We start from the raw sequence: 23,742 nt of genomic DNA, 5'->3' as shown, positions 1-23,742 counted from the left end.
CGACGGCCCCGGCGCGAGCGCCACCCTAGGCGGCGGCGACTTCTCTCGCGACGGCGGTCGTTCTACCGCCGGCCTCCGCCGTCGCGGCCTCCGCGCCGGCCTCGGCCTCAGGCGGTCTGGCGCCTTCGCGGGCCCACGGCTCGTCGAACTCGACGCGCCATCTGCCTTCGGGCGTCTGCTGCAACGCCAGGCGCGAGCGGAACGATCTGCCGGCGCGGCTTCTGAAGCCGGTCACCGGCTTCTCGGTTCTGCCGGTGCGGATCAGCTCTCTCGCGATCGCGCCGGAGAGCGTCTTGCCCGCCTTCGACTTCCAGATCACGAAGCCGCACCCCGGATCGTCGCGCGACCAGCAGGAGAAGCCCTTCCGGTTCTCCATGATGTCGTGGCCGCAGACGGGGCACGGGCCGAGGTTGGCGCGCGGGATCCGCACGTCTCTGAGCTTCGCGTCCAGCTCGGCGACGGTCGACTCGGCGAACTTGACGATGTCGGCCATGAACGCTCTGCGCGAGTCCTCGTTGAGCTCGATCTTGCCGAGGCGGTGCTCCCAGTCGCCCGTCAGCGACGGCGACGTGAGCGGGTGCCCGTCGAGCAGTCTGATGACGTTGAGGCCCTTCTCGGTCACGACCAGGGCACGGCCGTCGCGCTCGATGTAGCCGACCGCGAGCAGGCGCTCGATGATCGCGGCGCGGGTCGCCGGCGTGCCGATGCCGGAGTCCTTCATCGCCTCGCGCAGCTCCTCCTCGTCGACGAGCTTGCCGGCCGTCTCCATCGCGGCGAGCAGCGAGCCCTCGGAGTAGCGCCGCGGCGGTCTCGTCTCCTTCTGCTCGGAGCGGATCTCGCGCGTCTGCACGTCCTCGCCCTGCTCGAGCTTGGGCAGCTGCTGCTCGCGGCCCTCGTCCTCCTCGCCCTCTCTCGGCTCGGCGTCGGCCGACTCGCCGTAGACGCCGCGCCAGCCGGGCACGAGCATGACCTTGCCGCGGGTGCGGAAGGCGTGGCCGGCGACCTCGGTCTCGACGCTGGTGTTCTCGAACTCGGCGTCGGGATGGAAGACCGCGAGGAAACGCTTGGCGACGAGGTCGTAGATGCGGCGGTCGTCGTCGCCCATTCTGTCGACGGGGTGCGGCGCTCTCGTCGGGATGATCGCGTGGTGGTCGGTGACTCTGGCGTCGTTGACGACGCGCGCGAGTGGCAGCACGTCGAGCCCGAGCACGTATCTGGCGCCGGCCGCGTACTCGCTGCGCCCGCCGACGATCTCAGCGATCGGCTTGATCTCGGGGATCATGTCCGTCGGCAGGTAGCGCGACGCCGTGCGCGGATAGGTCAGCGCCTTGTGCTCCTCGTAGAGCCGCTGCGCGGCGGCGAGCGTCCGTCTGGCGGAGAAGCCGAAGCGCGAGTTGGCGTCGCGCTGGAGCGAGGTGAGGTCGTAGAGCAGCGGGACGCGCTCTCTGCGCTTTCTCTTCTCCAGCTTCGTGATGACGCCGTCGGTGCCGCGGCACGCCTCGACGACCGCGGCGGCGAACTCGGCGCTGCCGATCCGCGGGCCTCTGCCGTCGCCGCTGCCGGCGGTGACGTGGAAGCGGCCGTCGTAGACGCGCTCCCCGCTGGCGGCGAACGTCGCGTCGACGGTCCAGTACGGCTCGGGTCTGAAGGCGCGGATCTCCTCCTCGCGGCGGGCGAGGATCGCGAGCGTCGGCGTCTGCACGCGGCCGAGCGAGACGGCGCCGTCGAACGACGAGCGGAGGCGGATCGTCGCGGCGCGGGTGGAGTTCATGCCGACGATCCAGTCGGCCTCGCTGCGGGAGCGGGCGGCGTCCTCGAGCGACTTCATCTCGGCGCCGTCGCGCAGCTGGCCGAACGCGTTTCTGATCGCCGTCTGCGTCATCGACGAGAGCCACAGCCGCTGCACCGGCAGTCTCGAGCCGGCCTTCTCGTACAGGTAGGCGAAGATCAGCTCGCCCTCGCGCCCGGCGTCGCAGGCGTTGACGACGACGCCGATGTCGTCGCGCCCGAGCTGGCGCTTGACGACGTTCATCTGTCTCTTGGAGCGCTCGTCGCGGACGACGAGTCTGAACTTCTCCGGCACGATCGGCAGGTCCGCCATGCGCCATCTCTTGAACTTGTCGTCGTACTCGTCCGGCTCGGCGAGCTGCACGAGGTGCCCGACGGCCCACGTCAGGATGTGGTCGGGCCCCTCGAGGAAGCCCTCCCCTCTTCTGAACGGGCCGGCCAGGACTCTGGAGAGGTCTCTGCCGACGGAGGGCTTCTCGGCGATGACAAGGGTCTTCGGCATGGGCCGTGCAGCGTAGCGCCCTCGGCGGAGAGCCGCGCTCAGCGCGTTCAGCGCGCGCAGGGGCCGCTGGAGACCGTCACGCCGCGGCTCGCCCCGGCGAGCGCCGAGCGCACGACCGCGTTCGGCACGCCGTAGCCGCCGTTGTCACCGCTCGTGGTCGCCGCGAAGACGGTCGTCAGCACGCGCCCTTCTGCGTCGACCACGGGTCCGCCGGAGTTGCCGCTGCGCACCAGCCCGCGCAGCGTCGTCACCGAGCGGGAGACCGGCCCGTTGCCGTACGCGTCGTCGGACAGCACCGTCCGCGTCGCGCCGATCCGCGCCGGGCGGACGTCGAACGGGCCGTTGTGCGGGAAGCCGAGGATCGCGCCCGCGGTGCCCGACGCGGGCTCGGCGACGAGCCCGAGCGGCGGCGCGTCGAGTTCGGGCACGCGCAGCACCGCGACGTCGTTGCGGGCGTCGAAGTGGACGACGCTCGCGTCGAGCGACCGGCCCTCGCCGCGCTCCTGCACGATCGTGTCGTCCTGGCCGGCGACGACGTGGGCGTTCGTCACGACCAGATCGCCGTCGGCGACCCAGCCGGAGCCCTCGACGCCGAGCCCGCAGGCGTTGCCGAGGATCCGCACGACGCTCGGCGCCGCCGCCCGCACGCCGGGCTGGCGCAGCACGTCGCGCGACGGCGGCGGCACGTCGGCGCCCGGGCCGGGCAGCCGCGGCAGCGGGTCGAAGCGGGCGAGTGCGTTGAGGATCGGCCCTGACGGCGGCAGCACCTCGTTCAGCTCGCTCAGCAGCTTCGAGCGCTGGACCTCGTGGCGCAGGTCGCGGATCCCCGGCGTCTGCAGCACGACCGCGCCGGCGATCCAGACGAGGCCGAGCGCCAGCGCCGCCGTCAGCAGCGCGCCGAGCAGGCCGTCCAGCAGACCGAGGCCGGGCAGCCGCAGCACGCGTCTCGCGCGCATCCCGACCGTCTCCAGCACGCTCGACAGCAGCCCGCCGACGAGCAGCGCGCCGGCCAGCGCGAACAGCGGCGCGTACGGCGAGTGCGACTCGTCGGGCAGCAGCAGCGGTCCGACCCGCGCCCCCAGCAGCGCGCCGGCCGCGAAGCCGCCGAGCGACAGCGCGCCGACGATGAACCCCCGCAGGTAGCCGAAGACGGCGAACAGGAGCGCGATCGCGACGATGATCCAGTCGAGCGTCGTCATGGACCGGAGAAGCATGACGGGTGCCGGATTCCGGCTGGAGTCCGGGCGATCGCACGAGAGTTCGCAATTTCCAGGGAATCATCTACCCTCCGCGTGCACGTGGAGGCAGGCAGCCGTAGTGGGGGCGCGTGGCGAAATCCGCCGTCGCGATACTCCGCCGCAGACGTTCGGCGGCGGCGCCGCCGCATGCGCCGGCTCGTTCCCACCGTCATCGCGGTCGCCGTCGTCGCGCTGATCGTCGGCATCGTCGCCGGCTCCGGCGGCGGCAAGCACGAGCGCGAGACGGTGCAGAGCTTCGTGACGCTGTGGTCCAGAGGCGACTACGCCGGCATGTACAGACTGCTCGACGAGAGAGCGCAGGAGGGCGTCACGCTGTCGGCGTTCACCGCCGCCTACCGCTCCGCCGCCGAGACGGCGACGACGCGTGCGCTCGCCCTCGGCAAGGTCCGCGACCGCGACGGCGACGTGATCCCGGTCGAGGTCGCTGTCCGCACGCGCGTCTTCGGAACCGTGCGCGGCATACTCGACGTGCCGCTCAGCGGCGAGGGCGAGGAGGCGAAGATCGCCTGGAGACCGCAGCTCGTCTTCCCCGACCTCCAGCCGGGCGAGCAGCTCACGCGCGAGACGGCGCTGCCGTCGCGCGGCACGCTGCTGGCGCGCGACGGCGCGGTGCTGGCGGAAGGCTCCGACCGCACGTCCGCGATCCCGGACGTCGCGACGCAGGTGGTCGGCCGGCTCGAACCGATCCCGGCAGAGCAGAGAGCGGCGATGCGCGCGCTCGGCTACCCCGAGGACGCGCAGGTCGGCGTCTCGGGCCTGGAGCGCGTCTTCCAGGAACAGCTCGCAGGCGAGCCCGGCGGCCGGCTGCTCGGCGGCACCCGCGTGCTGGCGAGATCGGAGCCGCGTGGGGCGAGACCGGTCCACACGACGATCGACCCGGAGGTCGAACGTACGGCGATCGCGATGATGGGCTCCCGCTACGGCGGCATCTCCGCGATCGACCCGGCGACCGGCGAGATCCTCGCGCTCGCGGGCGTCGCCTACTCGGGCCTGCAGCCGCCCGGCTCGACGTTCAAGATCATCACGCTCACGGGCGCGCTCGAAGAGGGCATCGCCAAGCCGGACACGCAGTACCCCGTCGTCAGCGAGGCGACGCTCTCCGGCGTGCCGATCCAGAACGCCAGCGGGGAGTTCTGCGGCGGCTCGCTCGTCGCCTCCTTCGCCCACTCGTGCAACTCGGTCTTCGCGCCGCTGGGCGCGAGACTCGGCGCCGAGAAGCTGGTCGAGGTGAGCGAGCGGTTCGGCTTCAACAGAGCGGTGCCGATCCCCGGCGCCGCCACCAGCACGATACCCGCGGCCGGCGAGATCGGCGACGACCTCGCGGTCGGCTCCTCCGCGATCGGCCAGGGCCTGGTGCAGGCGACCGCGCTCCAGATGACGCTCGTCGCCGCCACGATCGCCAACGGCGGCAAGCGCCCGGTGCCGACGCTGCAGCTCGGCGCGACGCCGAGATTCGTGCGCGTCACGAGCCCGAAGATCGCCCACGAGGTCGGCCGGATGATGACCGAGGTCGTCAAGGACGGCACCGGCGGCGCCGCCGCGATCGACGGCGTCGTCGTCGCCGGCAAGACCGGCACCGCCGAGTTGCGCAGCACGGTCGCGCCCGAGGACGGCTCCGAGGCGCCCGACCACCAGACGGACGACATCCCCGACACCGACGCATGGTTCGTCGCCTATGCGCCGGACAGAAAGCCGCGCGTCGCAGTCGGCGTGCTGTTCACCGAGGCGGGCGCCGGCGGCGACGTCGCCGCCCCGGCCGCCCACGACGTGCTCGTCACGGCCCTCCAACGCAGAAGAGCGACAGGCTAGGGAAGCCTGCCGCTCCGGCGGCACTGCACGATCGAGTCGGTCGGGCTCGCTACATGTCGAGCTGGACCGTGGACGCCTCGCCGCCCTCGGTCGGCATGATCTCCAGCTCGACGGGCGCGTTCTGGTAGATCGTGTACGGCACCTTGAACAGCAGCATCGAGCCCTGGATCGGACCGGAGCCGGAGGCGCTGTCGGGGTCCGGCAGCAGCGGCTGGCCGTTGTCGTCGGACTTCTCGACGAGGCGCGGCGCGTACTTGAAGGGGTTCGTGTCGGCGATCTCGACCGGCTCGTACTCGTTGCCCTCGGCGTCGAGGACCTTGAACTCGTCGGTCGACTCGTGCGCCTGGTCAGTCGTGTTCTGGGCACGGATCCAGACGCCGAACCACTGCTCTTCTCTCGTCAGATCGGGCTCGGCGACGCCCTCCAGGTACTCGCTGTCGTCGACCGCGGTCGGGTTGAGCGCGCGGGAGATCTGCACCTGGTAGACGAGTTCGCCGGCGCGGACGTTGACGGACTCCAGCTCACCGTGGGTGATCGGTCCGTGGTCGCTGCCGCAGGCGGTGAGCGTCAGCGCCGCGAGCACGGCGCCGACCAGCGGTGGGATTCGAAGAAGTCTCTTGGTCATGAGCGGCGCGGAGTCTATCTCCCTAGCGCCCGGCAACCGTCACTCGACCGCCGCGATCCCGGTTCTCCTCCAGGATCGACTGCAGCCGCCGCAGCGACTTCGCGGTCTTGCGCTTCCACCAGCCGCGGCTCTCGCGCATGCGGTCGCTGAGCATGTTGCCTTCGCTCTCGTAGCGGTACTCGACGCGCGTCATCCCGCCCGGGGCCTCGGCGAGCGTCCACGTGCCCATCGTGCGGTTGCGGTTGAACTTGCCGCTGCGCCCGCGCTCGACGACGCGGAACGGCGTCACCTCGACGAGCGTGTAGTCGCCCCAGCCGAAGCGGTTGAGCGGCAGCTTCTCGCGGAAGCGGACGCCGGCGCCGCGCCCGACGCTGTCCTCGCGCGTGAGGTGCCAGTCGACGAGGAAGTGATCCTTGAACTCCGGGTGGTTCGCCACGTCGGAGAGGTACTCGGCGATCTCCTCGCGCGGGCGGGCGATGAAGACGGTGGCCGTGACGGGTTCCATAGCGGGCCGGAGTCTAAAGGACGACCGGGGCCCGCCGCCGACTCGTCGCGGCGGCGGCGCGGGCGGGCGCGCTAGGCGACGCGGCGCCGGCCGCGCTCGGGCCGTTGATCCGTGATGCGGACCGTCGCGCCGTGCTCGCCGCCGTGCACGACCTGCGAGCGGATCGGCTGCTCGCGGCGCTCGCGGCGACACAGCTCGCACAGCTGGCGGCCGCCCTCGTAGTGGTGGACGCGCTCGCCCGTGAGCGGCGTGCGATGACAGCCGTCGCAGCGGTCGCGGCCGGCGGACAGCGCCAGGACGCTGCGCCGCAGCAGCTGACGCTCGAGGTCGGGAGACTGGAGCGAACGGAGCATGACGCCACCTTCGCGCCGTCGCGGAGCCCTCCTGCCGCGGCGCGCCCGGCGTCCATCCATGACAGAAGTTGTGCAAGGTCGGCGTGCTGACGCACCGGAACTCTGCCTGGCGGCTAAAGTTTTCGCCGGTTGTACGCCGGGTAGGAGAATCACCGCAGCCGTCCCAGGGCAGATGGGACGCCTGACACAAACTTCGCTCGTAACATTTGTTACTTGTGTGAGCGACCTGGTGCCCCCGCGCCAGGCCACCACGACGGAGGTCGAAGGACATGCAGTCTCACACGTCGGGAACCCTCGCAGGCACCGGCACGTTTCGTTGTGTCGAATGCGACTACGTCGTGTCCCTCGCCGCCGCCGACGCGCTCCCGCCCTGCCCCAGCTGCGGCAGATCCGAGTTCGTCCGCGCCTCTCTCTTCACCGACCAGCACGCGGCGCCCGACACCCTTCCGGACCAGATGGACCGCGCCTCCGAGCCGTGGCTCGCGGGCGTGCGCGACGGCCTCGAGGAGGCCGGGCAGTACCTCGTCTTCGAAGAGGACGGCGAGCCGGTCGTCCACGCGCTCTCGCGCGAGTGGACGCGGATCGGCCGCAGCCTCGCCGCCGACATCCGCTTCGACGACCCGACCGTCTCGCGCCGCCACGCGCTCGTGGTGCACCAGCCGGACGGCGTCAGGGTGCTCGACGACCGCAGCCTCAATGGCGTCTTCGTGAACGGCGAGCGGATCGAGTGGCGCGCGCTCAGGGACGGCGACGAGCTCGTCGTCGGCAGACACCACCTGCACTTCGTCGACGTGCCCGCCGTCACGGGCACGCGCGAGTTCGCGATCACGTTGATGCCGGAGGCGGTCGCGACCTGACAAAGCGATTTCGCGGACGGACGGCGGCTGCGTCCGTCCGCGGGACCGGGTCGGCAGCGCTGCGGACGCGTCTATAGTGCGCGGCTCGATGGCGGTCACGATCGCGGTCCTCTCCCAGAAGGGCGGCACCGGCAAGACGACGACGGTGCGCACGCTGACGGACGTCTTCCGCCGCATCGGTCTCACGACGCTCGCGGTCGACCTCGACCCGCAGGGCAACCTCTCCGACTACCTCGACGTCGATCCCGAGGCGACGCCCACGATCGGCGACGTGCTGACCGGCCGCGCGACCGCCGCGGACGCGATCCACGACGGCGTGCTGCCCGCGAACCTCGGCCTCGCCGAGGCGGAGCTGACGCTCGGCGGCAAGATGGGTCGCGAGATGACGCTGAGACGCGCGCTCAGAGACGTCAGCGGCGACTACGACGTCGTCATGATCGACTGCCCGCCCGCGCTCGGGCTGCTGACCGTCAACGCGCTCGTCGCAGCCGACCACGCGCTGCTGTCGGCGGAGGCGCAGTACTTCGCGATGCAGGGCGTCGAGCAGGCGCTCGAGGTGATCGAGCTGGCGCGCGACAATCTCAACCCCGACCTCGAATGGCTCGGCGTCGTGCTGAACATCGCCGATATGCGCACGCGCCACTCGCGCGAGGCGTACGACTCGCTCAGAGAGCACTTCGGCGACAAGCTGATCGAGCAGACGATCCGCTCCTCGATCGCCTACGCCGAATCGGCGGAGCGCGCGCTCTCGATCGTCGACTACCGGCCGGACCTCGGCCTCGACTACCTCCACGTCAGCGACGAGCTGCTCGGCCGGCTCGGGCTGCGCGGCGCCCGCAGACGGCTGCGGCCGCTGATCGACGCCGCCTCCAACGGCGGCGCGACCGCGGGCTAGCGGCGAAGCCGGGCGGGTCGCGGCGACCCGTACCCTGTGGGCAGAGCCTCCGTGCACCGCCCCCGCGACTCCCGACCGCACCCGCGCCTCTCCGCCGCGACCGCCGTGGCGGCCGGCGTCGCGCTGGCCGTCGCGCTCGGCGCCTGCGGCGGCGAGGACGCCGTCGTCGAGACGCCGGCGCAGCAGACCGCCGCGCTGCAGAGCCCGAGCGAGACCGCGTCGGCGACGAGCACGGTCGGCGTCGCGCCGCAGCAGGCGCCCGCGCCGCCGGACGCGTCCGCACCGCCGGACGCGCCAGCGAGCGACGCCTCCGCCGCACGCGCGCCGGAGCCGGCCACGACGGCCGCCACCTCCCCCAGCTCCCGCGAGCGCAGGGTCGTCGTCCACCTCAAGCGGCCGACGGCGCTGCGCTCGCGCCCCGGCGGTCCAGTCGTCGCGCGGCTGCGGCCGAGAACGTCGTTCGGCTCGCCGACCGTCCTGCCCGTGCTGCGCGGCAGCGGCCGCTGGCTGGCCGTGCTGAGCAGCGAGCTGCCGAACCGGCGCGCCGGCTGGATCTCCGCCGACGCCACGCTCGAGGCGCACTACACGCGCTACCGGATCGACGTCTCGCTGGGCCGGCGGGAGGTCGTCGTCCGCAACGACGGGCGCGTCGTCTCGCGCTTCCCCGTCGCGATCGGCGGGCCGGGCACGCCGACGCCGCAGGGGCGCTTCGCCATCACCGACAAGCTCTTCACGCACGACGCGTCGTCGCCGTACGGCTGCTGCATCCTCGCGCTCAGCGGCAGACAGACGAACGCGCCGCAGGGTTGGGGCGGCGGCGACCGGATCGCGATCCACGCCACCAACCTGCCGGAGACGATCGGGACCGAGGCGAGCCTCGGCTGCCTGCGGGCGCCGACCGCGGCGATCCGCAGAGCCGTCAACACCGTCCCGCTCGGGACGATCGTGACGATTCGCGCCTGAGGGACGCGGTTGCGTGAGGGAGCCGGATCGTGGATGCCGGGCGCGGCCGGACCGGGCCGATCAGGCCAGAGGCCTTTGAGGCCCGGCCGGTCGCGATCCGGCGCCGCGAGGCGGTTTCCTCACGCGATCGCGCGCACGTCGGCGCCTTGTGTCTCGAACGGCACGCGCAGCACCTGCGCCCAGCCCTCGGTGCGGGCGCGCAGCTGCTCTGCGACCGTCGCCGTCTGCTCGTAGTGGCTCCAGACGAGCACGGTCGGGCCGGCGCCGGAGATCGTCGCGCCGAGCGCGCCGAGCGCGCGCGCGTCCCTCACCAGCTCGGCCGAGCGCGGATAGAGGTGCGCGCGGTAGGGCTCGTGCAGGCGATCGTCGAGGCCGCGCGAGACGAGGTCCCAGTCGCCGCGCGCAAGCCCCAGCGTCAGCAGCGCGACGTGCGCGACGTTGTGGACCGCGTCGGCCATCGGCACCTGCTCGGGCAGCGCGGCGCGCGCCTGCGCCGTGCGGACCGCCTCGTGCGGGACGACGAGCAGGCCCTCCAGCCCGGTCGGCGGCTCGATCCGCGTGACCGTGTCGACCGCGCAGACGCAGACGCCGCCGTAGAGCGCTGCGGCGACGTTGTCGGGGTGACCCTCGATCTCGCACGCGAGTCTGAAGACGTCGGCGTCGAGCTCGAACATGTGGTCGGCCGCCATCAGGCCCGCGACGATCGCGGCCGCGCTCGATCCGAGCCCGCCCGAGAGCGGGATCTCGGAGGAGATGCGGAAGGTGAAGTCCTCCGACGGATGCAGCCGCTCGAACGCGCGCACGCAGAGGTTCCGGCGGTCGGTCGCGATGTCGAGGTCGGTCTCGATCGCGAACCTGCCGGTCTCGATCACCTCGACTTCGAGGTGCAGCGCGAGCGCGGCCGCCAGCACGTCGAAGCCCGGTCCGAGGTTCGCCGAGGAGGCGGGGACGCGGACGAGGCGGCGGCGTTCCATCGCGTTCGCGCCGTCGCTACCCGAGCACGGCCCGCTCGACGGCGTCGAGCGTCGGCTCGCATGGGAGCACGCCGCCGACCTGGTCCAGCGCCGTGTCCGGGTCCTTCAGCCCGTGGCCGGTGAGGACGCAGACGATCCGCTGCGCGCCGCCGGCGCCGTGCGTCATCAGGCCCGCGACGCTCGCCGCCGAGGCCGGCTCGCAGAAGACGCCCTCTCTCGACGCGAGGAAGCGGTACGCGGCGAGGATCTGGTCGTCGGTCACGGCTCTGACCGCGCCGTGCGACGACGTCATCGCGTTCATCGCCTCCTCCCAGCGCGCCGGGTTGCCGATCCGGATCGCGGTGGCGATCGTCTGCGGGTTCCGCACCGGCGCGCCCTCGACGAGCGGCGCCGCGCCGGCGGCCTGGAAGCCGAACATCGCCGGTCTGTGGCCGACCTCGTTGAAGCCCTTCCAGTACGCGGTGATGTTGCCCGCGTTGCCGACGGGGATGCAGAGCGCGTCGATCGGATCGGGGCCGAGCTGCTCGGCGATCTCGAAGGCGGCGGTCTTCTGCCCTTCGAGGCGGTATCTGTTGACCGAGTTGACGAGCGCGATCGGATGGCGGTCGACGACCTCGCGGACGAGCTGGAGCGCCTCGTCGAAGTTCCCGTTGAGCGCGATCACGCGGGCGCCGTGCATCAGCGCCTGCGCGAGCTTGCCCGTCGCGATCTTGCCCTCCGGCACGATCACCGCGCAGCGCAGGCCGGCGCGCGCGGCGTAGGCGGCGGCGCTCGCGGAGGTGTTGCCGGTCGAGGCGCAGATGACGGCCTCGGCGCCCTCGCGGACGGCTGCCGACACTGCACATGTCATCCCGCGGTCCTTGAACGAGCCGGTCGGGTTCAGCCCCTCGTACTTCAGCCACACCTCCGCGCCGACGCGCTCGGACAGCGCCGCGGCGTGGATCAGCGGGGTCGAGCCCTCGCCGAGCGTGACGACGGGATCGTCGGCGGCGAACGGGAGGCGGTCGCGGTAGCGCTCGATCAGCCCGAGGCTCATCAGCTGAACTCCTCTTCGATCACGCGGATCGCCCGCGGCGGCGTGCGCAGCTCGGTGAGCGTCGCGATCCGCTCGACGGCGGCGAAGAAGCGCGACTCCAGCACCGGGTGGACGACCATCACGAGCCGCGCGTTGTCGCCGAGACCCTTCTGCACGACCGACTTGACCGAGATGCCGTGCTCGCCGAGCACGCCGGTGATGCGCGAGAGCACGCCGGGCGTGTCGGCGACCTCCATGTGCAGGTAGAACGCGGAGACGACGTCTGCGACGACCTCGAGCCTGACGCTCGTCTCCGGCGTCGAGGCCGGCGGGATCATCGCGCTGATGACGTCGCCGAGGACGGCGCTGGCCGTCTGCGGGCCGCCCGCCCCCGGGCCCGACATCGTGATCTCGGTGATCGCCTCGGACTCGACCGTGACGGCGTTGAACGGGCCGTCGATCGACGCGAGCGGATGCCTGGCGTAGAGGAAGGCCGGGTGGACGCGCACCGAGATGCCGCCATCGACGCGCTCCGCGGTCCCGATCAGCTTCAGCCCGAGGCCGAGATCGCGCGCGTATTCGAGGTCGTCCGGGCCGATCCGCTCGATCCCCTCGCAGACGACCTGGTCGAGGTGGACCGGCGTGTCGAACGCGAGCCGCGCGAGGATCGCCATCTTCGCGGCGGCGTCCTTGCCGTTGACGTCCTCGCTCGGGTCGGCCTCGGCGTAGCCGAGCCGCTGCGCCTCCTTCAGCACGTCGGCGTAGGCCGCGCCGGTGCGCGCCATCTCGCTGAGGATGAAGTTCGAGGTGCCGTTGACGATCCCGTGGATCCGTTCGACGTGCGCGGCTGCGAGCGACTCCTGCAGGACGCGGATGACGGGCACGACGCCGGCGACGGCCGCCTCGAAGCGCAGCTGGACGCCGCACTCGCGCGCGATCGCCCACAGCTCCTCGCCGTGCTGTGCCAGCAGCTGCTTGTTGGCGGTCACGACGTGCTTGCCGGCGCGCATCGCGCGGATCACGTAGTCGCGCGCCGGCTCGATCCCGCCGATCAGCTCGACGACGAGGTCGGACGCGGCGAGGATCTGCTCGAAGTCGCCTCTGGAGCGCGTCAGCACGCCGACGATCTCGGGCCGCAGGCCCGTCACGTGCTCGATCTGAGCGGCGCGCTGGGGCAGCAGCTCGGCGAGCGCGGCGCCGACCGTGCCGTGGCCGAGCAGGCCGATGCGGAAGGGGCCTGCGCTAGACGTCACGGCGAGCGAGGTCGTCGTAGGTCTCGCGGCGGACGACGACGCGGGCGTCGCCGTCCTTGCAGAAGATCACGGGCGGACGTGGGATCCCGTTGTAGTTGTTCGCCATCGCGTGGCCGTAGGCGCCGGTCGCCGGAGTCACCAGGATGTCACCCGGCTTGGGGTCCGCGAGCGGCACGTCGCGGACGATCACGTCGCCCGACTCGCAGTGCTTGCCGGCGACGTGGGCGGTCTCGCCGCTGCCCGCCAGCTCCGGGCGGTCGGCGAAGAACGCCTCGTAGACCGAGCCGTAGAGCATCGGCCGCAGGTTGTCGGACATGCCGCCGTCGACGCCGACCCAGGTCGAGACGTTGCGCTTGACCGTCTCGACGCTGTAGAGCGTGACGGTCGAGTTGGCGACGAGCGAGCGGCCCGGCTCGATCAGCAGCCGCTTGCCCGTCCCGATCAGCTCGTGCAGCGCGCGCACCTTCTCCTCGACGTACTCCTCGATCGCCGGCGGCTGCTGGCCGGCGGTGTAGGCGACGCCGAGACCGCCGCCGAAGTTGTACGTCGAGAAGTCGCCGAGGGCGGCGAGCGCCTCGACCGCGGGCCGGTACGCGTCCAGCGACAGCAGCTGCGACCCGATGTGCATGTGCAGGCCGACGAGGTCGAGGCTGTCGGAGCCGCGCAGGCGCTCGATCGCGAGACGCGCGTCGTCGAGGCCGAAACCGAACTTCGAGTCGGCCTGGCCGGTCGAGATCTTCGCGTGCGTTCTGCCGGCGACGCCGGGCGTGACGCGGATCAGCACCGCCTGCGTGACGCCGCGGGCGGCGGCGACCTGCTCGACGCGGTCGACGTCCATGAACGAGTCGAGCACGATGTGGCCGACGCCGGCGTCGATCGCCTGCTCCAGCTCGGCGAGCGACTTGGCGTTGCCGTGCAGGTAGATCCGCTTTGCGTCGAAGCCGCCGCGCAGCGCCAGATGCAGCTCGCCGCCGGAGGCGACGTCGCAGACGAGCCCCTCCTCCGCGAGCACGCGGTAGACGGCGGTGCACGGGAACGCCTTGGAGGCGAACAGCACGTCGAAGTCGTCGTGGCGCGCTCTCAGCGCCTCGACGTAGGCGCGCGCCCGCGCGCAGATGTCGTCCTCGGCGACGACGAACGCCGGCGTGCCGAACTCGCGCGCCAGCTCGACCGTGTCGCAGCCGCCGATCTCGAGGTTGCCGCGCTCGTTGACGCGGCTGCCGAGCGGGAGGACGTGGGTGAGCTGTTGGGTCGCGGCCATGGCGGCGTGATTATGCCGGCTCGGGACCCCAGCCCGCGCCGCGGTCACACGCCGTGACGGTCCCCGCCTATCTTCTCGTGCCGCCGAGCAGGCCGCCGACGACGCCGCCGGTGCCTCTCAGCACGCCGTCGACGAGGTCGGTCGTGCCTCTCACGAGACCGCCGACCGCGCCGCCGGTCTGCTGGACCGTCTCGCCCAGGCCCGGGTCGACCTGTCTGACGACCTCGCCGAGCGAGCCGGTGACGCCCTGGACGGTCTGGTCGAGGCCTCTGCCGGTCTGCGCGACGGTGTCGCCGAGCCCGTCCGTCGTGTCGCGGACGGTGTCGCCGAGGTTCGGGGCGCCCGCGTTCGGCGGCGGCGGCGTTCTCGCGGGCGGCGCGGGCTCGCCGCCGCCGTCTCCCCCGCCGCCGTCGCCGCCACCGCCGTCACCGCCGTCACCGCCACCGCCGCCACCGCCGCCGTCTCCGCCGTTGCCGGCGTCACCGTCGTCGGGCCGTGCGTTGGACGGCTGTCCGGCGTTGCTGGCGCCGCCCTGCGGCGCGGAGCCTGGCGGCTGACCGCCGGCTCCGCCGCCGTTCCCGTCGCCCTGCCCGCCGCCGTCCTGGGGCGTCGAGCCGGGCTGGTCACCGTCGTCGGTCCGCGGTCCGGCGGGAAGGGTGCCCTGGCCGCGGCCCGCGCCGGCGGGACCGTCGCCGCCGGCCGCCCCGTCGCCCGCGCCCGCGTCCGCGCCGGCCACGCCACCGCCGCCGGCCGTGTCAGGCGCACCGCCGACGGGGCCGAACGCGGCGAACGCGGTGCCGCCGAGCGGCGACTGCGAGGCGGCGGTCGGCGGGCCGGGCTCGTCGACCGTTCGCGTCTGGGCGTCGAGCGTCGTGCCCGGCCAGCCGTTGAACGCCACGAGCGCCGAAGCGATCACGAAGATGCAGGCCGCGGCGGCGAGCAGCGCTCCAGCCGTTCCGAGTCCTGCGATGTAAGCCCGCGTGGCACGCATCCGTCACCCCTGACGTCGCCCCCTGGACGAGCGAGGATAGGCCTCCCCGCGCGCAAAGAGAAACTTCTCGTGCAATCAGCAGGTTTTGCGCGCCCGATCAGCAGGTTTTACGCACTTTGCGCGCAGAACCGGGCGCTCAGGCAGTCGCGGGACGCCGTCTGCCGCGTCTGGCAGGCGCCGGCGCCGGCTCCTCGGCGCGCAGGTCGCCGCCGTTGCGCGCCCGCATCACCAGCAGCCAGACGACGCCGAGGACGAGCATCCCGAGGCTCTCCACCTGCGCGGCCGTCATGAAGCCGACGACGGAGTCGTTGCGCCGCGCGAACTCGACGAGGAAGCGCTCCAGGCCGGCGCCGACGAGGTAGAAGCCGAACAGCGTGCCCGGCTTGAAGCGGTCGCGCAGGTGCCACAGGACCAGCGCGAGCAGGCCCATCGACAGCGTCTCGTAGATCGGCGTCGGCTGGACCGTCACGCCGGGATCGGTCGGGACGGCTCCGTCCGGGTAGCCCATCGCCCACGGCAGCGTCGAGTCCTTGCCGTAGTCGCCGTCGCCGGAGATCTGGCAGCCGATGCGGCCGATCGCGTAGCCGAGCGGCAGGCCTATCGCGGCCATGTCGAGCAGCTTCATCGAGACGAAGTCGCGCCACTTGGCCCAGATCAGCACCGCGACGACGCCGCCGAACAGGCCGCCGTACCAGATCAGCCCGGAGCCGGAGAAGAGGCTCCCGAGCACGTCGCCGTCGAGCTCGTCCGAGTTCTGCAGCAGGTAGTAGCCGCGCGCGCCGATCAGGCCGCCGATCAGCGCCACGAAGAGGATCTCGTACGCCCAGTCGACCGGCTTGTCGATCTCCTTCAGGCGTCGCGCTATCACCGCCGCCCAACAGAGGAAGTTGAGGGCGAAGAAGATGCCGAAGGTCTGCAGCTGCAGCCCAAAGACGTCGATCTCCTTCAGCACGGGACGGAGCGTACCGTGCGCGAGGCGGCGGCGGTCGTCAGCCGAGGTAGTTCAGCGGCTGCACGGCGGAGCCGTTGATGCGCACCTCGAAGTGGAGGTGGGCGCCGAACGAGAAGCCGGTGTTGCCGACCGCGCCGATGACCTGGCCCTGCGAGACGCTCTGACCGACGCCGACGCCGATCGAGGACTGGTGCGCGTAGCAGCTGGAGACGCCGCCGCCGTGGTCGATGCAGGTGAAGTTGCCGTAGCCGCCGTTGACGCCGGCGAGGATCACGCTGCCGCTGCCGGCGGCGCGGATCGGGGTGCCCTCGGGAACGCCGATGTCGAGGCCCTGGTGGAATCTCGTCACGGGCGACGTGCGCCAGCCGAACGAGCTGGTGATCGGGCCGTTGACGGGCCAGATGAAGCGGCCGCCGCCTCTGATCGGCCCCGGAGCGATGCCGGAGGTCGGGTTCTGCGCGGCCTGGATGCGCCGCTGGATCTTCGACTCCTGCGCCTGCAGCGCGTCGATGTCCTCGTTCAGCTCGTGCTGGTGGGAGCGGATCCGGCCGAGCAGCCTGCGCTTGCCGGCGCGCACGCGGTCGACCGCGTCGCGCTTGCCCTCGACCTCGATTCGCGCGCGCGCGACCTCGTTGCGCTGCTCGTAGATCTGGTCGGCGATCGCCTGCTGTCTGGCCTCGAGCACGCTGAGCCGTCTCGTCGTTATCGCGGCCTCGGCCTTCGCGTCCTTGACCGAGCTGATGATGCGGCGGTCCTGCTCGCCGATCCGCTCGAGGTAGGCGCCGTTCTCCAGCAGCTCCGCGAAGCCGTCGGCGTCGAGCACGACGCTGACCATGTCGGGCTCGTCGGACTTGTAGACCTCGACGAGGCGGGCGGCGAGGATCTTGCGCGATCTCTCCAGCCGCGCCTTCAGTCTCGCGAGGCGCGCGCGCGTGACGCGCAGCTCTTCCTGCGTTCTCGCCAGCTCGCGGCGCTTCTCGTCGAGATTCGCCTGGATCGTGTCCTGTCTGCGCTGGAGCGTGTCGACGGTCCCCTGGAGCGCGTCGATTCTGCGCGTGAACGCGGTGATGTCGCTCGTGAGTATCTGTGCTCTGCCTCTGACGCGGTCGAGCTGCCCGCGCTTGGCGTCGATTCTGCCCTCGATGCGATCGAGGTCGTCCTGCGGGTCGGCGCTGGAGACGAGCGGGAGCGAGACCCACACGACCAGCGGGAGCAGCAGTGTGGCGAGGAGGATGCGGATGCGCATTGCGACGGGCGAGTCTAGGTTCAGACGCCCCTGAGGGTCAACCTCAGGTTCAGAGTTATGGAACGCACCCGCGGCTGGACGCGGGCAGTGGCGATCACGACGGTGGCGTTGGTCATCTCGGTGCTGTTGCTGCGGCTCTGCCTGCGGGGTTAGCTGTCGGGCTCGCGCTGTGCGCTACGCGATCATCAGATCGCGATTCGCCCCGTGGGAACATCCGTGGGTCCCCCGCTCTCCCGCGCGCAGCGGGAGACTCGGCGCAGCCAGCGTAGCAGTGGCATGTCCGCGCTGCGACATTGGTCCAGAACTTGCAGGAAAGCGCCCAACCCTGCCTGTTCCTTCGCTGACGCGTGTAATCTCGGGCGTCAGCCGTATGGGAACCCGCCGTGACGACAGCTTCGAGCGTCCCCCGAGCACGCTCGGCGGAGACGTCGCCTCGCACATCGAAGCGATCGTGCACGCGGCCGAACGCGAGGCCCGCGCCGCCGAGCGCGCGATCGAGGATCGCCGCCGCGCCGCGGAGGACGAGGTGCGGCGCTATCTCGCCGCGACCCGCCTGCACGTCGACGCCGAGGCGGCCGCTCGCGCCGCGCGGCTGGAGTCGCTCAGCGCCGCGACGCGCCGGCTCGCCGACGAGCTGGCCGACGCGACCGCCGCGCTGAACGCGGAGCTGCGCCGCGACGAGCGCGAGCTTGGCGAGGCGCTGCCGCGGACGCCGTGGCCCCGTGCCGCCGCACCGCGCGGCCCGGAGCCCCGGCCCGAGCCTGCCCCCGCCGCGCCGCACAGCGCCGCGCCGGAGCCCGCCGCAGCGCCGGAGCCCGCCGCAGCGCCGGAGCCGCAGCTCGCAGCGCATCCGCAGCCGGAATGGGCGCGCACCGCGGACCGCCCGCGCCCCGTGCTGGCCCAGGAGCCGGCCCCCGCGCCGACCGCCGCTCCCGCTGCGCCGACCGCCAACGGCGGCGAGGTCTCCAACGCCGCCCGCCTCGTCGCGATCGAGATGGCCGTCGGCGGCTCGCCGCGCGCCGACGTCGAGGCGCACCTGCAGGCGCGCTTCGGCGTGACGGATCCCGCGCCACTGCTCGACGACGTCTTCGGCGCGGAGTCGCACGCGGGCAGCCGGCTCGCGTGGGGCGAGCCGTAGCGGCTGCGCGCCCGACGAGCTTATGAGCGCCTGATCGCGTTCTGCGATCATTGCGTGCAGACCTGCACTCAGGAGGATCGCCGCTCATGCCCCGCTCAACGTCGTTCGGCAAGGACACAGGACTCCAAGTCCGGATGACCTTGACCATGTTCCTGCTCGGCCTCGTGTACGTCGTGCTGATCGGCGTCGTGGTCGCGTCCGGGATGACCTTCCTGCTCGTGGTCATCCTCGGCATGCTCGCGCTGCAGTTCTTCGCCTCGGACAAGCTCGCGCTGCACGCGATGGGCGCACGCGAGGTGACGCCCCAGGAGGCGCCGCAGCTGCACGCGATGGTCGAGCGGCTGTGCGTGCAGGCGAACCTCCCGAAGCCGCGCGTCGCCGTCGCCAACACGCCGATGCCGAACGCGTTCGCGATCGGCCGCTCGCCGAAGAAGGCGACCGTCTGCGCGACGACCGGGATCATGGACCTGCTCTCCCCCGCCGAGCTCGAGGGCGTCATGGCGCACGAGCTGACGCACGTGCAGAACCGCGACGTGATGGTGATGACGATCGCCAGCTTCTTCGCCGCGATCGCCTCCTACATCGTCCAGTTCGGCTTCTTCTTCGGCGGCTCCAGCGATGACGACGACGGTCCCTCGATGATGGTCGTGATCCTCGTCTCGGTCGTCGTGTACATCGTCTCGTTCCTGCTGCTGCAGGCGCTCTCGCGCTACCGCGAGTTCGCCGCCGACCGCGGTGCGGCGATCATCACCGGCCGCCCGAGCGCGCTCGCCTCGGCGCTGATGAGAATCAGCAGCGGGATGGAGCGGATCCCGCAGCGCGACCTGCGCTCCTCCGAGGAGCTGGCGGCGTTCTACATCTTCCCGCCGCACGCGAAGAGATCGCTGATGAACGTCTTCTCCACCCACCCGCCGATGGAGAAGCGGATCGAGGCGCTGAGCCGGCTCGAGTCGCAGCTGCAGGGCGCGGCGTAGTCGATGGGTCTCTTCGACGTTCTCACCGGCAAGCGCAAGCTGGCCAGACCCGCCCCCGACCGGCTGTTCGCGATGACGACCGCAAACGTCAAGTTCGAGACCGAGTTGGGGATCAACTCGGCCGGACGCGCGGGCATCGTCTTCCAGGCGCTCGCGACGGCCGACTTCGACCAGATCGTGAAGGACATGGTCGAGGTCGTCGAGGGCCTGTCGGGCGACTCCGACACCTCGGTCGAGTCAAAAGACGACGAGTACGGCTACCGCTGGATCGTGCTGAGAGACCCGGACTTCGACGACCTCGTCGTCGGCATCAACGCGGTCAGCGGGGCGCTGGAGGCGGGCGGCTACGGCGACCGCATCCTCTGCGCCGTGTTCGCGTTCACCGGCCCCCAGGGCAGACCGCTCTACTTCATCTACAACTACAAGCGGGGGTCGTTCTACCCGTTCGTCCCCTCCGGCGGCCAGCAGCAGCGCGACAGCGAGGCCGAGCTGCGCGTCAAGGCGCAGATCGGCGCCGAGCTGCCGCTCGAAGCCGAGCTGGAGCGCTGGTTCCCGCTCTGGGGCATCCCGATCTGAGAACGCGAAGCGCCGGCCTCTCGGCCGGCGCTCGGTGCTGCTGAATCTGTCCGCTGAAGTGGGCGGTCAGCCCGGGATCAGGCCATCGCCCGTGAACTCGTGCCGTGCCTCTTCGTAGGAGGTGTCCGGCGGCGGGACGATCACGTCCGAGCCGTGCAGCTCGTCGGCGGGGAGCGGCGTGCCCTCGGTGCGGATCACGGAGATGATCTGCGCGAACAACTCGAGGAAGCGCGGCTCGTCGCCAGCCTCCGCGGCCGCGACGGCGTCGTTGTCGAGCTTGTTCAGGCGGTCGGCGGCCTCGTCGGCGAGCTTGTACTGGCCCTCCGTCGCGATCCGGACGATCATGCCGACTGCTCCTTGCCGCCGGTGCCGGCGCCGCCCTCGCCCTCGCCAGCACCGATCTGACCGGGCGCGGGCGTGCTGCCGCCGGCCAGCTCGGCCTTCATCTTCTCCAGCTCGCTGTCGACGCCGCTGCCCGTGCTGAGCTGCGCGAGCTGCCGGTCGATGTCGTCCCCGCCGTCGCCGATCTGCGTCAGGTCGTCGAAGGCGCCGGCCTTCTCCAGCTCGTCCATCGCGCCCGCGCGAGCGCGCATGTTCTCGGTCTTGTCGAGCGCGCGCTGCATCGCGAGGCCGACGTCGGCCATCTCCTCGCCGACACCGGTCGCCGCCTCGGAGATCCGCACCTGCGCCTCGGCCGCCGAGTACTGCGCCTTGACGACTTCCTTCTTGGAGCGGAACGCCTCGATCTTCGACTGCAGCTTGGCCTGGTTGTCGACCATCGACTGCTGCTGCTGCTCGAGCTCGGCGATCTGCGTGTCGAGCCCCTGCAGCTCGCCCTGGATCGCGCCCTTGCGCTCCAGCGCGACGCGCGCGAGTTCCTCGTTGCCCGCCGCGAGCGCCTGACGCGCCTGCGTGTCGAGCTTGACGACCTGCTGCTCCATCTTCTGCGACTGCAGCTGAAGGCGCTTCTTGGACGTGACGACGTCCGCGAGCCCCTTCTTCACGTTCTGCAGCAGTTCCATCTGCTTCTGGTAGCTGTACTCCAGCGTCTCGGAAGGATCCTCTGCTTTGTCGAGCAGCTTCGAGATCTTCGACTTGACGACTGTGGAGAAGCGCCCGGACAGGCCGGCCATCAGGATCCTCCTTGGAAAGGTTCGTGGATCAGAGGGTCAAGCGTACCGAGCAGGACTGCTCGCGGGAGGGCGGCAAACCCCCGGACTTGCCGGGAAACCGCTGCGTGACGCCTAGAAGTATTCGGGATGACGCACTTTGAACCCGCGCGTCGAGTACTTGCCGGGGCGCCATCGCGGGCCCTTCTCGCCCGGGCCGCTCGTGTCGAGCCGCAGCCCCGCGATCACGACGAACGCGTGACCGGGGTTCGTGTAGACCGTCACCCACGCGCCCTTGCCGGGCTCGCCCCACGACATGAAGCCGGTCGAGTCGAGCGGCAGCTCGGAGCCGAGCAGACCGCCGCCGTTGAGCGCGTAGGAGACCGTGCCGGAGCAGTCGTAGCCGCTGCTCTCGAAGTCCTGGTGCCCGCCGCCGTAGAGGTACGGCTTGTCGAGCAGGTCGTTCGCCGCCCAGACGGCCTCCTGCACCTCGACGGGCGCGGCGGCGGGGGCGTAGGCGATGCCGTCTCTGAAGACGGCGCGGCTGCCGGGCACCGTCGGGCGCGTGTCGGCCGGCGGCACGTAGTCGACGCCGGCGCCTCCGGCGGAACCGGGCGCCTGCTCCTGCTGCTGCGACTCCTGGACCTGCGGGGCCTTCACCGGCGACTTCTTCGCCTTCTTGCCCTTGGGAGATCTGGTCGTCGCTTCGCTCGTGACGCTCGCCCCACCCGACACCGCAGCGGACGCCGCAGGTGCGCAGGTGGCAGTGACCGTCATGAGACCCAGCGCGAGCAGGGTCCTAACGCGCAACAGCTTCCTCTTTCGTCGGCCTCCGGGGTTAGCTGTCGGGCTGGCGCGGAAAGAGCCGGCGCCTCCCACGGATCAACCGTGGAATTAGCCCCAATGACTTGGGTCCCCCGGTCCACGGCTTCGGGCCGTGGATTCGGCGTTGCCGGGCATCCTAACCGAACGTCCGGGCGTTACGTCAACCCCAATCGCGTGGGAGTTTTCCCGCGTATTGCGGGATCTCGTCTCGGCCGGCGCCTAGGATGCGGCGCCATGCACCCGCCTCAGCCCCGCCGCGCCGCCCGTCTGCGCTCCACTGCGCTCGCTGTCCTGCTCCTGCTCGCAGCCCTGCTCTTCGCCGCCTGCGGCAGCGAGGACGAGCAGCAGAGCGCCGCCGGGCCCGCGACGGTCGTGCCGCCCTCGGCGGCGCTCTACGGCGAGGCGCTGGTCCGCCCCGGCGGCGACGTCGGCGAGGGCGTGCGGACCGCGATCAGACGCGTCGCCCGGATCGACGATCCCGGTGCGGAGCTCGTCAGATCGCTCGACGAGGAGTTCGCCGAGGGCGCCGGCTCCTACTCGTACGCGAGCGACATCGAGCCCTGGCTCGGCGACACGATCGGCGGCTTCCTGCTCGCCGGCTCGGGCGCGGACCTGGAGCACCCCGACGGCGCGTTCGTCGTCGCCGTCAGAGACAGAGACGCCGCCGAGAAGCTGCTCGACAGAACGCGCGCGGACGGCGATTCGCGCAGAGGCGGGACGATCGACGGCGTCTCCTATGACGTCGACGAGCAGGAAGAGCTGGCGATCGCGCTCGTCGGCGACTTCATGGTCGTCGGCACGCTGCCCGGGCTGAGAGCTGCCGTCGCGGCCTCCAGAGGCGAGTCGCTCGCCGACTCCGCCCGCTTCACCGACGCGGTCGACGCGCTCGACCCCGACCGGCTCGCCTGGGCCTGGATCGACCCGAGACCGCTGCTCCCGCTCGTGCTCGCCGAACAGGACGAGGTCGACCCCGAGCTCACGAGACTGCTCGACTCCGACGCGGCGCGCAACGCCGAGCCGGCGACCGTCTCGCTGACGGCCCGCGCCGATGAGATCGTGCTCGACGTCGCCGGCGACGCGGACGTGCTGCCGCAACAGGAGGGCGAGGGCGCGGTCTCGATCCGCGACCTTCCCGGCGACGCGTGGCTCGCGCTCGCGACGCCGCCGCTCGGTGCGCTGATCTCCAGATCGATCAGACAGTCCGGTCAGTACGACACGGCCGCCAGAGCGATCCGCGAGGTTGCCGGTCTCGACCTCGACAGAGACCTGCTGGGCTGGCTCGGCGGCGTCGCCGCGTTCGTCCGCGGCACCTCGCCGCTCGACCTCGGCGGCGGCCTCGTGCTCGGCTCCAGCGACGCGGCCGCCTCGCAGCGGCTCGTCAGCAGACTGGAGCGGATCGTCGGCAACATGGGCCTCCCGACGGCTCCGACGACAGGCGCCGGCGACGGCTTCCAGGTGCGGATCCCGCAGCTGCCGCAGCCGATCGTCGTGCTCGCCGAGGGCGACCGCGTCGCGATCGCGCTCGGTCTCGCCTCCGCCCGCGACGCGCTCGACCCGAGCGAGTCGTTCGCCGACGGCGAGCCCGGCAAGTCGGCGATCGCCTCGCTCGGGGACGGCTTCGAGCCGTCGCTCGTGCTCGTCTTCGACCCGCTGCTGAACCTGCTCGGCTCGCTCGGCCTCGACAGCGACCCGGACTTCCGCTCCGCGCTCCCCTACCTCGGCGCCTACCGCTCGCTGGCGGCCGGGACGAAGTACGAGGACGACCGCGTCGAGCTGCGGATCGTCGCGGCGCTGCAGGATTCCACGACGCCGTAGACAGGAGCGTCACAGGATGTTCACGCCGAGCTGGCCCGCCCGCGGGAGCGGCCGGTT

Annotated in this window: 23 protein-coding genes and 2 riboswitches; of the genes, 8 read left to right on the top strand and 15 right to left on the bottom strand. The window is 71.7% G+C overall.

The window, feature by feature from the left end:
* Positions 1–25: 25 nt before the first annotated feature.
* On the bottom strand, positions 26–2,290 hold the full coding sequence (locus tag CWOE_RS09000) for a DNA topoisomerase 3 (RefSeq protein ID WP_012933280.1): 2,265 nt from the start codon (positions 2,288–2,290) through the stop codon (positions 26–28).
* 47 nt (positions 2,291–2,337) lie between these two features.
* Positions 2,338–3,489, bottom strand: coding sequence for a MarP family serine protease (locus CWOE_RS30485; RefSeq protein WP_012933279.1), 1,152 nt, complete (start codon positions 3,487–3,489; stop codon positions 2,338–2,340).
* A 186-nt stretch (positions 3,490–3,675) separates the two neighbouring features.
* Between CWOE_RS30485 and CWOE_RS08990 the strand changes: the two genes are divergently transcribed.
* Entirely contained in the window at positions 3,676–5,358 is a 1,683-nt protein-coding gene (locus CWOE_RS08990) for a penicillin-binding transpeptidase domain-containing protein (protein ID WP_012933278.1), read from the top strand.
* Positions 5,359–5,407: 49 nt separating this feature from the next.
* Here the strand turns inward: CWOE_RS08990 and CWOE_RS08985 are convergent, their stop codons facing one another.
* From CWOE_RS08985 to CWOE_RS32670, 3 genes are all read right to left on the bottom strand, one after another.
* A complete protein-coding gene (locus tag CWOE_RS08985) occupies positions 5,408–5,983 on the bottom strand; it encodes a hypothetical protein (protein ID WP_012933277.1) in 576 nt (191 codons plus the stop codon).
* Positions 5,984–6,005: 22 nt separating this feature from the next.
* Positions 6,006–6,488, bottom strand: coding sequence for an SRPBCC family protein (locus CWOE_RS32675; RefSeq protein ID WP_012933276.1), 483 nt, complete (start codon positions 6,486–6,488; stop codon positions 6,006–6,008).
* Between the two features lie 71 nt (positions 6,489–6,559).
* Entirely contained in the window at positions 6,560–6,841 is a 282-nt protein-coding gene (locus tag CWOE_RS32670) for a hypothetical protein (RefSeq protein WP_012933275.1), read from the bottom strand.
* A gap of 269 nt (positions 6,842–7,110) precedes the next feature.
* Between CWOE_RS32670 and CWOE_RS30480 the strand changes: the two genes are divergently transcribed.
* The 3 genes from CWOE_RS30480 to CWOE_RS08960 all read left to right on the top strand — a co-directional run bounded on the left by CWOE_RS30480 (position 7,111) and on the right by CWOE_RS08960 (position 9,556).
* Entirely contained in the window at positions 7,111–7,698 is a 588-nt protein-coding gene (locus CWOE_RS30480) for an FHA domain-containing protein (RefSeq protein ID WP_012933274.1), read from the top strand.
* Between the two features lie 88 nt (positions 7,699–7,786).
* Positions 7,787–8,593, top strand: coding sequence for a ParA family protein (locus CWOE_RS08965; RefSeq protein ID WP_012933273.1), 807 nt, complete (start codon positions 7,787–7,789; stop codon positions 8,591–8,593).
* Between the two features lie 51 nt (positions 8,594–8,644).
* A complete protein-coding gene (locus CWOE_RS08960) occupies positions 8,645–9,556 on the top strand; it encodes a L,D-transpeptidase (RefSeq protein WP_012933272.1) in 912 nt (303 codons plus the stop codon).
* A 119-nt stretch (positions 9,557–9,675) separates the two neighbouring features.
* On the opposite strand, the gene thrB is transcribed toward CWOE_RS08960, so the two are convergent.
* The 7 genes from thrB to CWOE_RS33815 all read right to left on the bottom strand — a co-directional run bounded on the left by thrB (position 9,676) and on the right by CWOE_RS33815 (position 17,248).
* On the bottom strand, positions 9,676–10,530 hold the full coding sequence (gene thrB / locus CWOE_RS08955; protein WP_012933271.1) for a homoserine kinase: 855 nt from the start codon (positions 10,528–10,530) through the stop codon (positions 9,676–9,678).
* Between the two features lie 16 nt (positions 10,531–10,546).
* On the bottom strand, positions 10,547–11,566 hold the full coding sequence (gene thrC / locus CWOE_RS08950) for a threonine synthase (RefSeq protein WP_012933270.1): 1,020 nt from the start codon (positions 11,564–11,566) through the stop codon (positions 10,547–10,549).
* Positions 11,566–12,798 carry a homoserine dehydrogenase gene (locus CWOE_RS08945; protein WP_012933269.1) on the bottom strand — a complete coding sequence of 411 codons (1,233 nt, stop codon included), beginning with the start codon at positions 12,796–12,798 and terminating at the stop codon, positions 11,566–11,568. The genes thrC and CWOE_RS08945 overlap by 1 nt, the downstream gene beginning before the upstream one ends.
* The gene (gene lysA / locus CWOE_RS08940) at positions 12,788–14,059 is read right to left on the bottom strand and encodes a diaminopimelate decarboxylase (protein WP_012933268.1); all 1,272 of its coding nucleotides are present in this window, start codon (positions 14,057–14,059) and stop codon (positions 12,788–12,790) included. Before lysA ends, CWOE_RS08945 begins: the two co-directional genes overlap by 11 nt.
* A gap of 67 nt (positions 14,060–14,126) precedes the next feature.
* Entirely contained in the window at positions 14,127–15,050 is a 924-nt protein-coding gene (locus CWOE_RS08935; RefSeq protein ID WP_012933267.1) for a hypothetical protein, read from the bottom strand.
* Positions 15,051–15,186: 136 nt separating this feature from the next.
* Positions 15,187–16,002 carry a prolipoprotein diacylglyceryl transferase gene (locus tag CWOE_RS08930; RefSeq protein WP_012933266.1) on the bottom strand — a complete coding sequence of 272 codons (816 nt, stop codon included), beginning with the start codon at positions 16,000–16,002 and terminating at the stop codon, positions 15,187–15,189.
* Between the two features lie 37 nt (positions 16,003–16,039).
* On the bottom strand, positions 16,040–17,248 hold the full coding sequence (locus CWOE_RS33815; protein ID WP_012933265.1) for a murein hydrolase activator EnvC family protein: 1,209 nt from the start codon (positions 17,246–17,248) through the stop codon (positions 16,040–16,042).
* Between the two features lie 139 nt (positions 17,249–17,387).
* Positions 17,388–17,504: riboswitch (cyclic di-AMP (ydaO/yuaA leader) on the bottom strand.
* Between the two features lie 114 nt (positions 17,505–17,618).
* On the opposite strand from CWOE_RS33815, the gene CWOE_RS08920 reads away from it, so the two are divergent.
* The 3 genes from CWOE_RS08920 (at position 17,619) to pspAB (ending at position 19,936) form a co-directional block, all read left to right on the top strand.
* A complete protein-coding gene (locus CWOE_RS08920) occupies positions 17,619–18,386 on the top strand; it encodes a hypothetical protein (protein WP_012933263.1) in 768 nt (255 codons plus the stop codon).
* 86 nt (positions 18,387–18,472) lie between these two features.
* Complete coding sequence (gene htpX / locus CWOE_RS08915; RefSeq protein WP_012933262.1) at positions 18,473–19,360, top strand: zinc metalloprotease HtpX; 888 nt, start codon at positions 18,473–18,475, stop codon at positions 19,358–19,360.
* 3 nt (positions 19,361–19,363) lie between these two features.
* Positions 19,364–19,936, top strand: a complete 573-nt coding sequence (gene pspAB / locus CWOE_RS08910) for a PspA-associated protein PspAB (protein ID WP_012933261.1) — start codon at positions 19,364–19,366, stop codon at positions 19,934–19,936.
* A gap of 66 nt (positions 19,937–20,002) precedes the next feature.
* Here pspAB and pspAA read toward each other — a convergent pair whose 3' ends face one another.
* The 3 genes from pspAA to CWOE_RS33395 form a co-directional block, all read right to left on the bottom strand.
* Positions 20,003–20,281 (bottom strand): PspA-associated protein PspAA, encoded by a 279-nt coding sequence (gene pspAA, locus CWOE_RS08905; RefSeq protein ID WP_012933260.1) that lies wholly within the window; start codon positions 20,279–20,281, stop codon positions 20,003–20,005.
* On the bottom strand, positions 20,278–21,069 hold the full coding sequence (locus tag CWOE_RS08900; RefSeq protein ID WP_012933259.1) for a PspA/IM30 family protein: 792 nt from the start codon (positions 21,067–21,069) through the stop codon (positions 20,278–20,280). The genes pspAA and CWOE_RS08900 overlap by 4 nt, the downstream gene beginning before the upstream one ends.
* 111 nt (positions 21,070–21,180) lie before the next feature.
* Positions 21,181–21,705, bottom strand: coding sequence for an NlpC/P60 family protein (locus CWOE_RS33395; protein WP_049793214.1), 525 nt, complete (start codon positions 21,703–21,705; stop codon positions 21,181–21,183).
* A gap of 152 nt (positions 21,706–21,857) precedes the next feature.
* A riboswitch (cyclic di-AMP (ydaO/yuaA leader) is annotated at positions 21,858–22,004 on the bottom strand.
* 100 nt (positions 22,005–22,104) lie between these two features.
* Here CWOE_RS33395 and CWOE_RS33390 point away from each other — a divergent pair.
* Positions 22,105–23,685, top strand: a complete 1,581-nt coding sequence (locus CWOE_RS33390) for a DUF3352 domain-containing protein (RefSeq protein ID WP_012933257.1) — start codon at positions 22,105–22,107, stop codon at positions 23,683–23,685.
* Positions 23,686–23,742: the final 57 nt, after the last annotated feature.

The sequence above is a fragment of the Conexibacter woesei DSM 14684 genome (assembly GCF_000025265.1).
Classification (GTDB): domain Bacteria; phylum Actinomycetota; class Thermoleophilia; order Solirubrobacterales; family Solirubrobacteraceae; genus Conexibacter; species Conexibacter woesei.
Note: the sequence above shows the minus strand (reverse complement) of the source record. Positions and strands in the feature narration are given on the sequence as shown.

Excerpts from the sequence above, each read along its gene's own strand:
- CWOE_RS30480 (WP_012933274.1), top strand. The coding sequence starts at position 7,111 with ATGCAGTCTCACACGTCGGGAACCCTCGCAGGCACCGGCACGTTTCGT.
- CWOE_RS08985 (WP_012933277.1), bottom strand. The coding sequence starts at position 5,983 with ATGACCAAGAGACTTCTTCGAATCCCACCGCTGGTCGGCGCCGTGCTC.
- CWOE_RS32675 (WP_012933276.1), bottom strand. The coding sequence starts at position 6,488 with ATGGAACCCGTCACGGCCACCGTCTTCATCGCCCGCCCGCGCGAGGAG.
- CWOE_RS30485 (WP_012933279.1), bottom strand. The coding sequence starts at position 3,489 with ATGACGACGCTCGACTGGATCATCGTCGCGATCGCGCTCCTGTTCGCC.
- htpX (WP_012933262.1), top strand. The coding sequence starts at position 18,473 with ATGCCCCGCTCAACGTCGTTCGGCAAGGACACAGGACTCCAAGTCCGG.
- pspAA (WP_012933260.1), bottom strand. The coding sequence starts at position 20,281 with ATGATCGTCCGGATCGCGACGGAGGGCCAGTACAAGCTCGCCGACGAG.
- CWOE_RS33390 (WP_012933257.1), top strand. The coding sequence starts at position 22,105 with ATGCACCCGCCTCAGCCCCGCCGCGCCGCCCGTCTGCGCTCCACTGCG.
- pspAB (WP_012933261.1), top strand. The coding sequence starts at position 19,364 with ATGGGTCTCTTCGACGTTCTCACCGGCAAGCGCAAGCTGGCCAGACCC.
- CWOE_RS08965 (WP_012933273.1), top strand. The coding sequence starts at position 7,787 with ATGGCGGTCACGATCGCGGTCCTCTCCCAGAAGGGCGGCACCGGCAAG.
- CWOE_RS08920 (WP_012933263.1), top strand. The coding sequence starts at position 17,619 with ATGGGAACCCGCCGTGACGACAGCTTCGAGCGTCCCCCGAGCACGCTC.
- lysA (WP_012933268.1), bottom strand. The coding sequence starts at position 14,059 with ATGGCCGCGACCCAACAGCTCACCCACGTCCTCCCGCTCGGCAGCCGC.
- thrB (WP_012933271.1), bottom strand. The coding sequence starts at position 10,530 with ATGGAACGCCGCCGCCTCGTCCGCGTCCCCGCCTCCTCGGCGAACCTC.
- CWOE_RS08935 (WP_012933267.1), bottom strand. The coding sequence starts at position 15,050 with ATGCGTGCCACGCGGGCTTACATCGCAGGACTCGGAACGGCTGGAGCG.
- CWOE_RS08900 (WP_012933259.1), bottom strand. The coding sequence starts at position 21,069 with ATGGCCGGCCTGTCCGGGCGCTTCTCCACAGTCGTCAAGTCGAAGATC.
- CWOE_RS08990 (WP_012933278.1), top strand. The coding sequence starts at position 3,676 with ATGCGCCGGCTCGTTCCCACCGTCATCGCGGTCGCCGTCGTCGCGCTG.
- thrC (WP_012933270.1), bottom strand. The coding sequence starts at position 11,566 with ATGAGCCTCGGGCTGATCGAGCGCTACCGCGACCGCCTCCCGTTCGCC.
- CWOE_RS32670 (WP_012933275.1), bottom strand. The coding sequence starts at position 6,841 with ATGCTCCGTTCGCTCCAGTCTCCCGACCTCGAGCGTCAGCTGCTGCGG.
- CWOE_RS33815 (WP_012933265.1), bottom strand. The coding sequence starts at position 17,248 with ATGCGCATCCGCATCCTCCTCGCCACACTGCTGCTCCCGCTGGTCGTG.
- CWOE_RS09000 (WP_012933280.1), bottom strand. The coding sequence starts at position 2,290 with ATGCCGAAGACCCTTGTCATCGCCGAGAAGCCCTCCGTCGGCAGAGAC.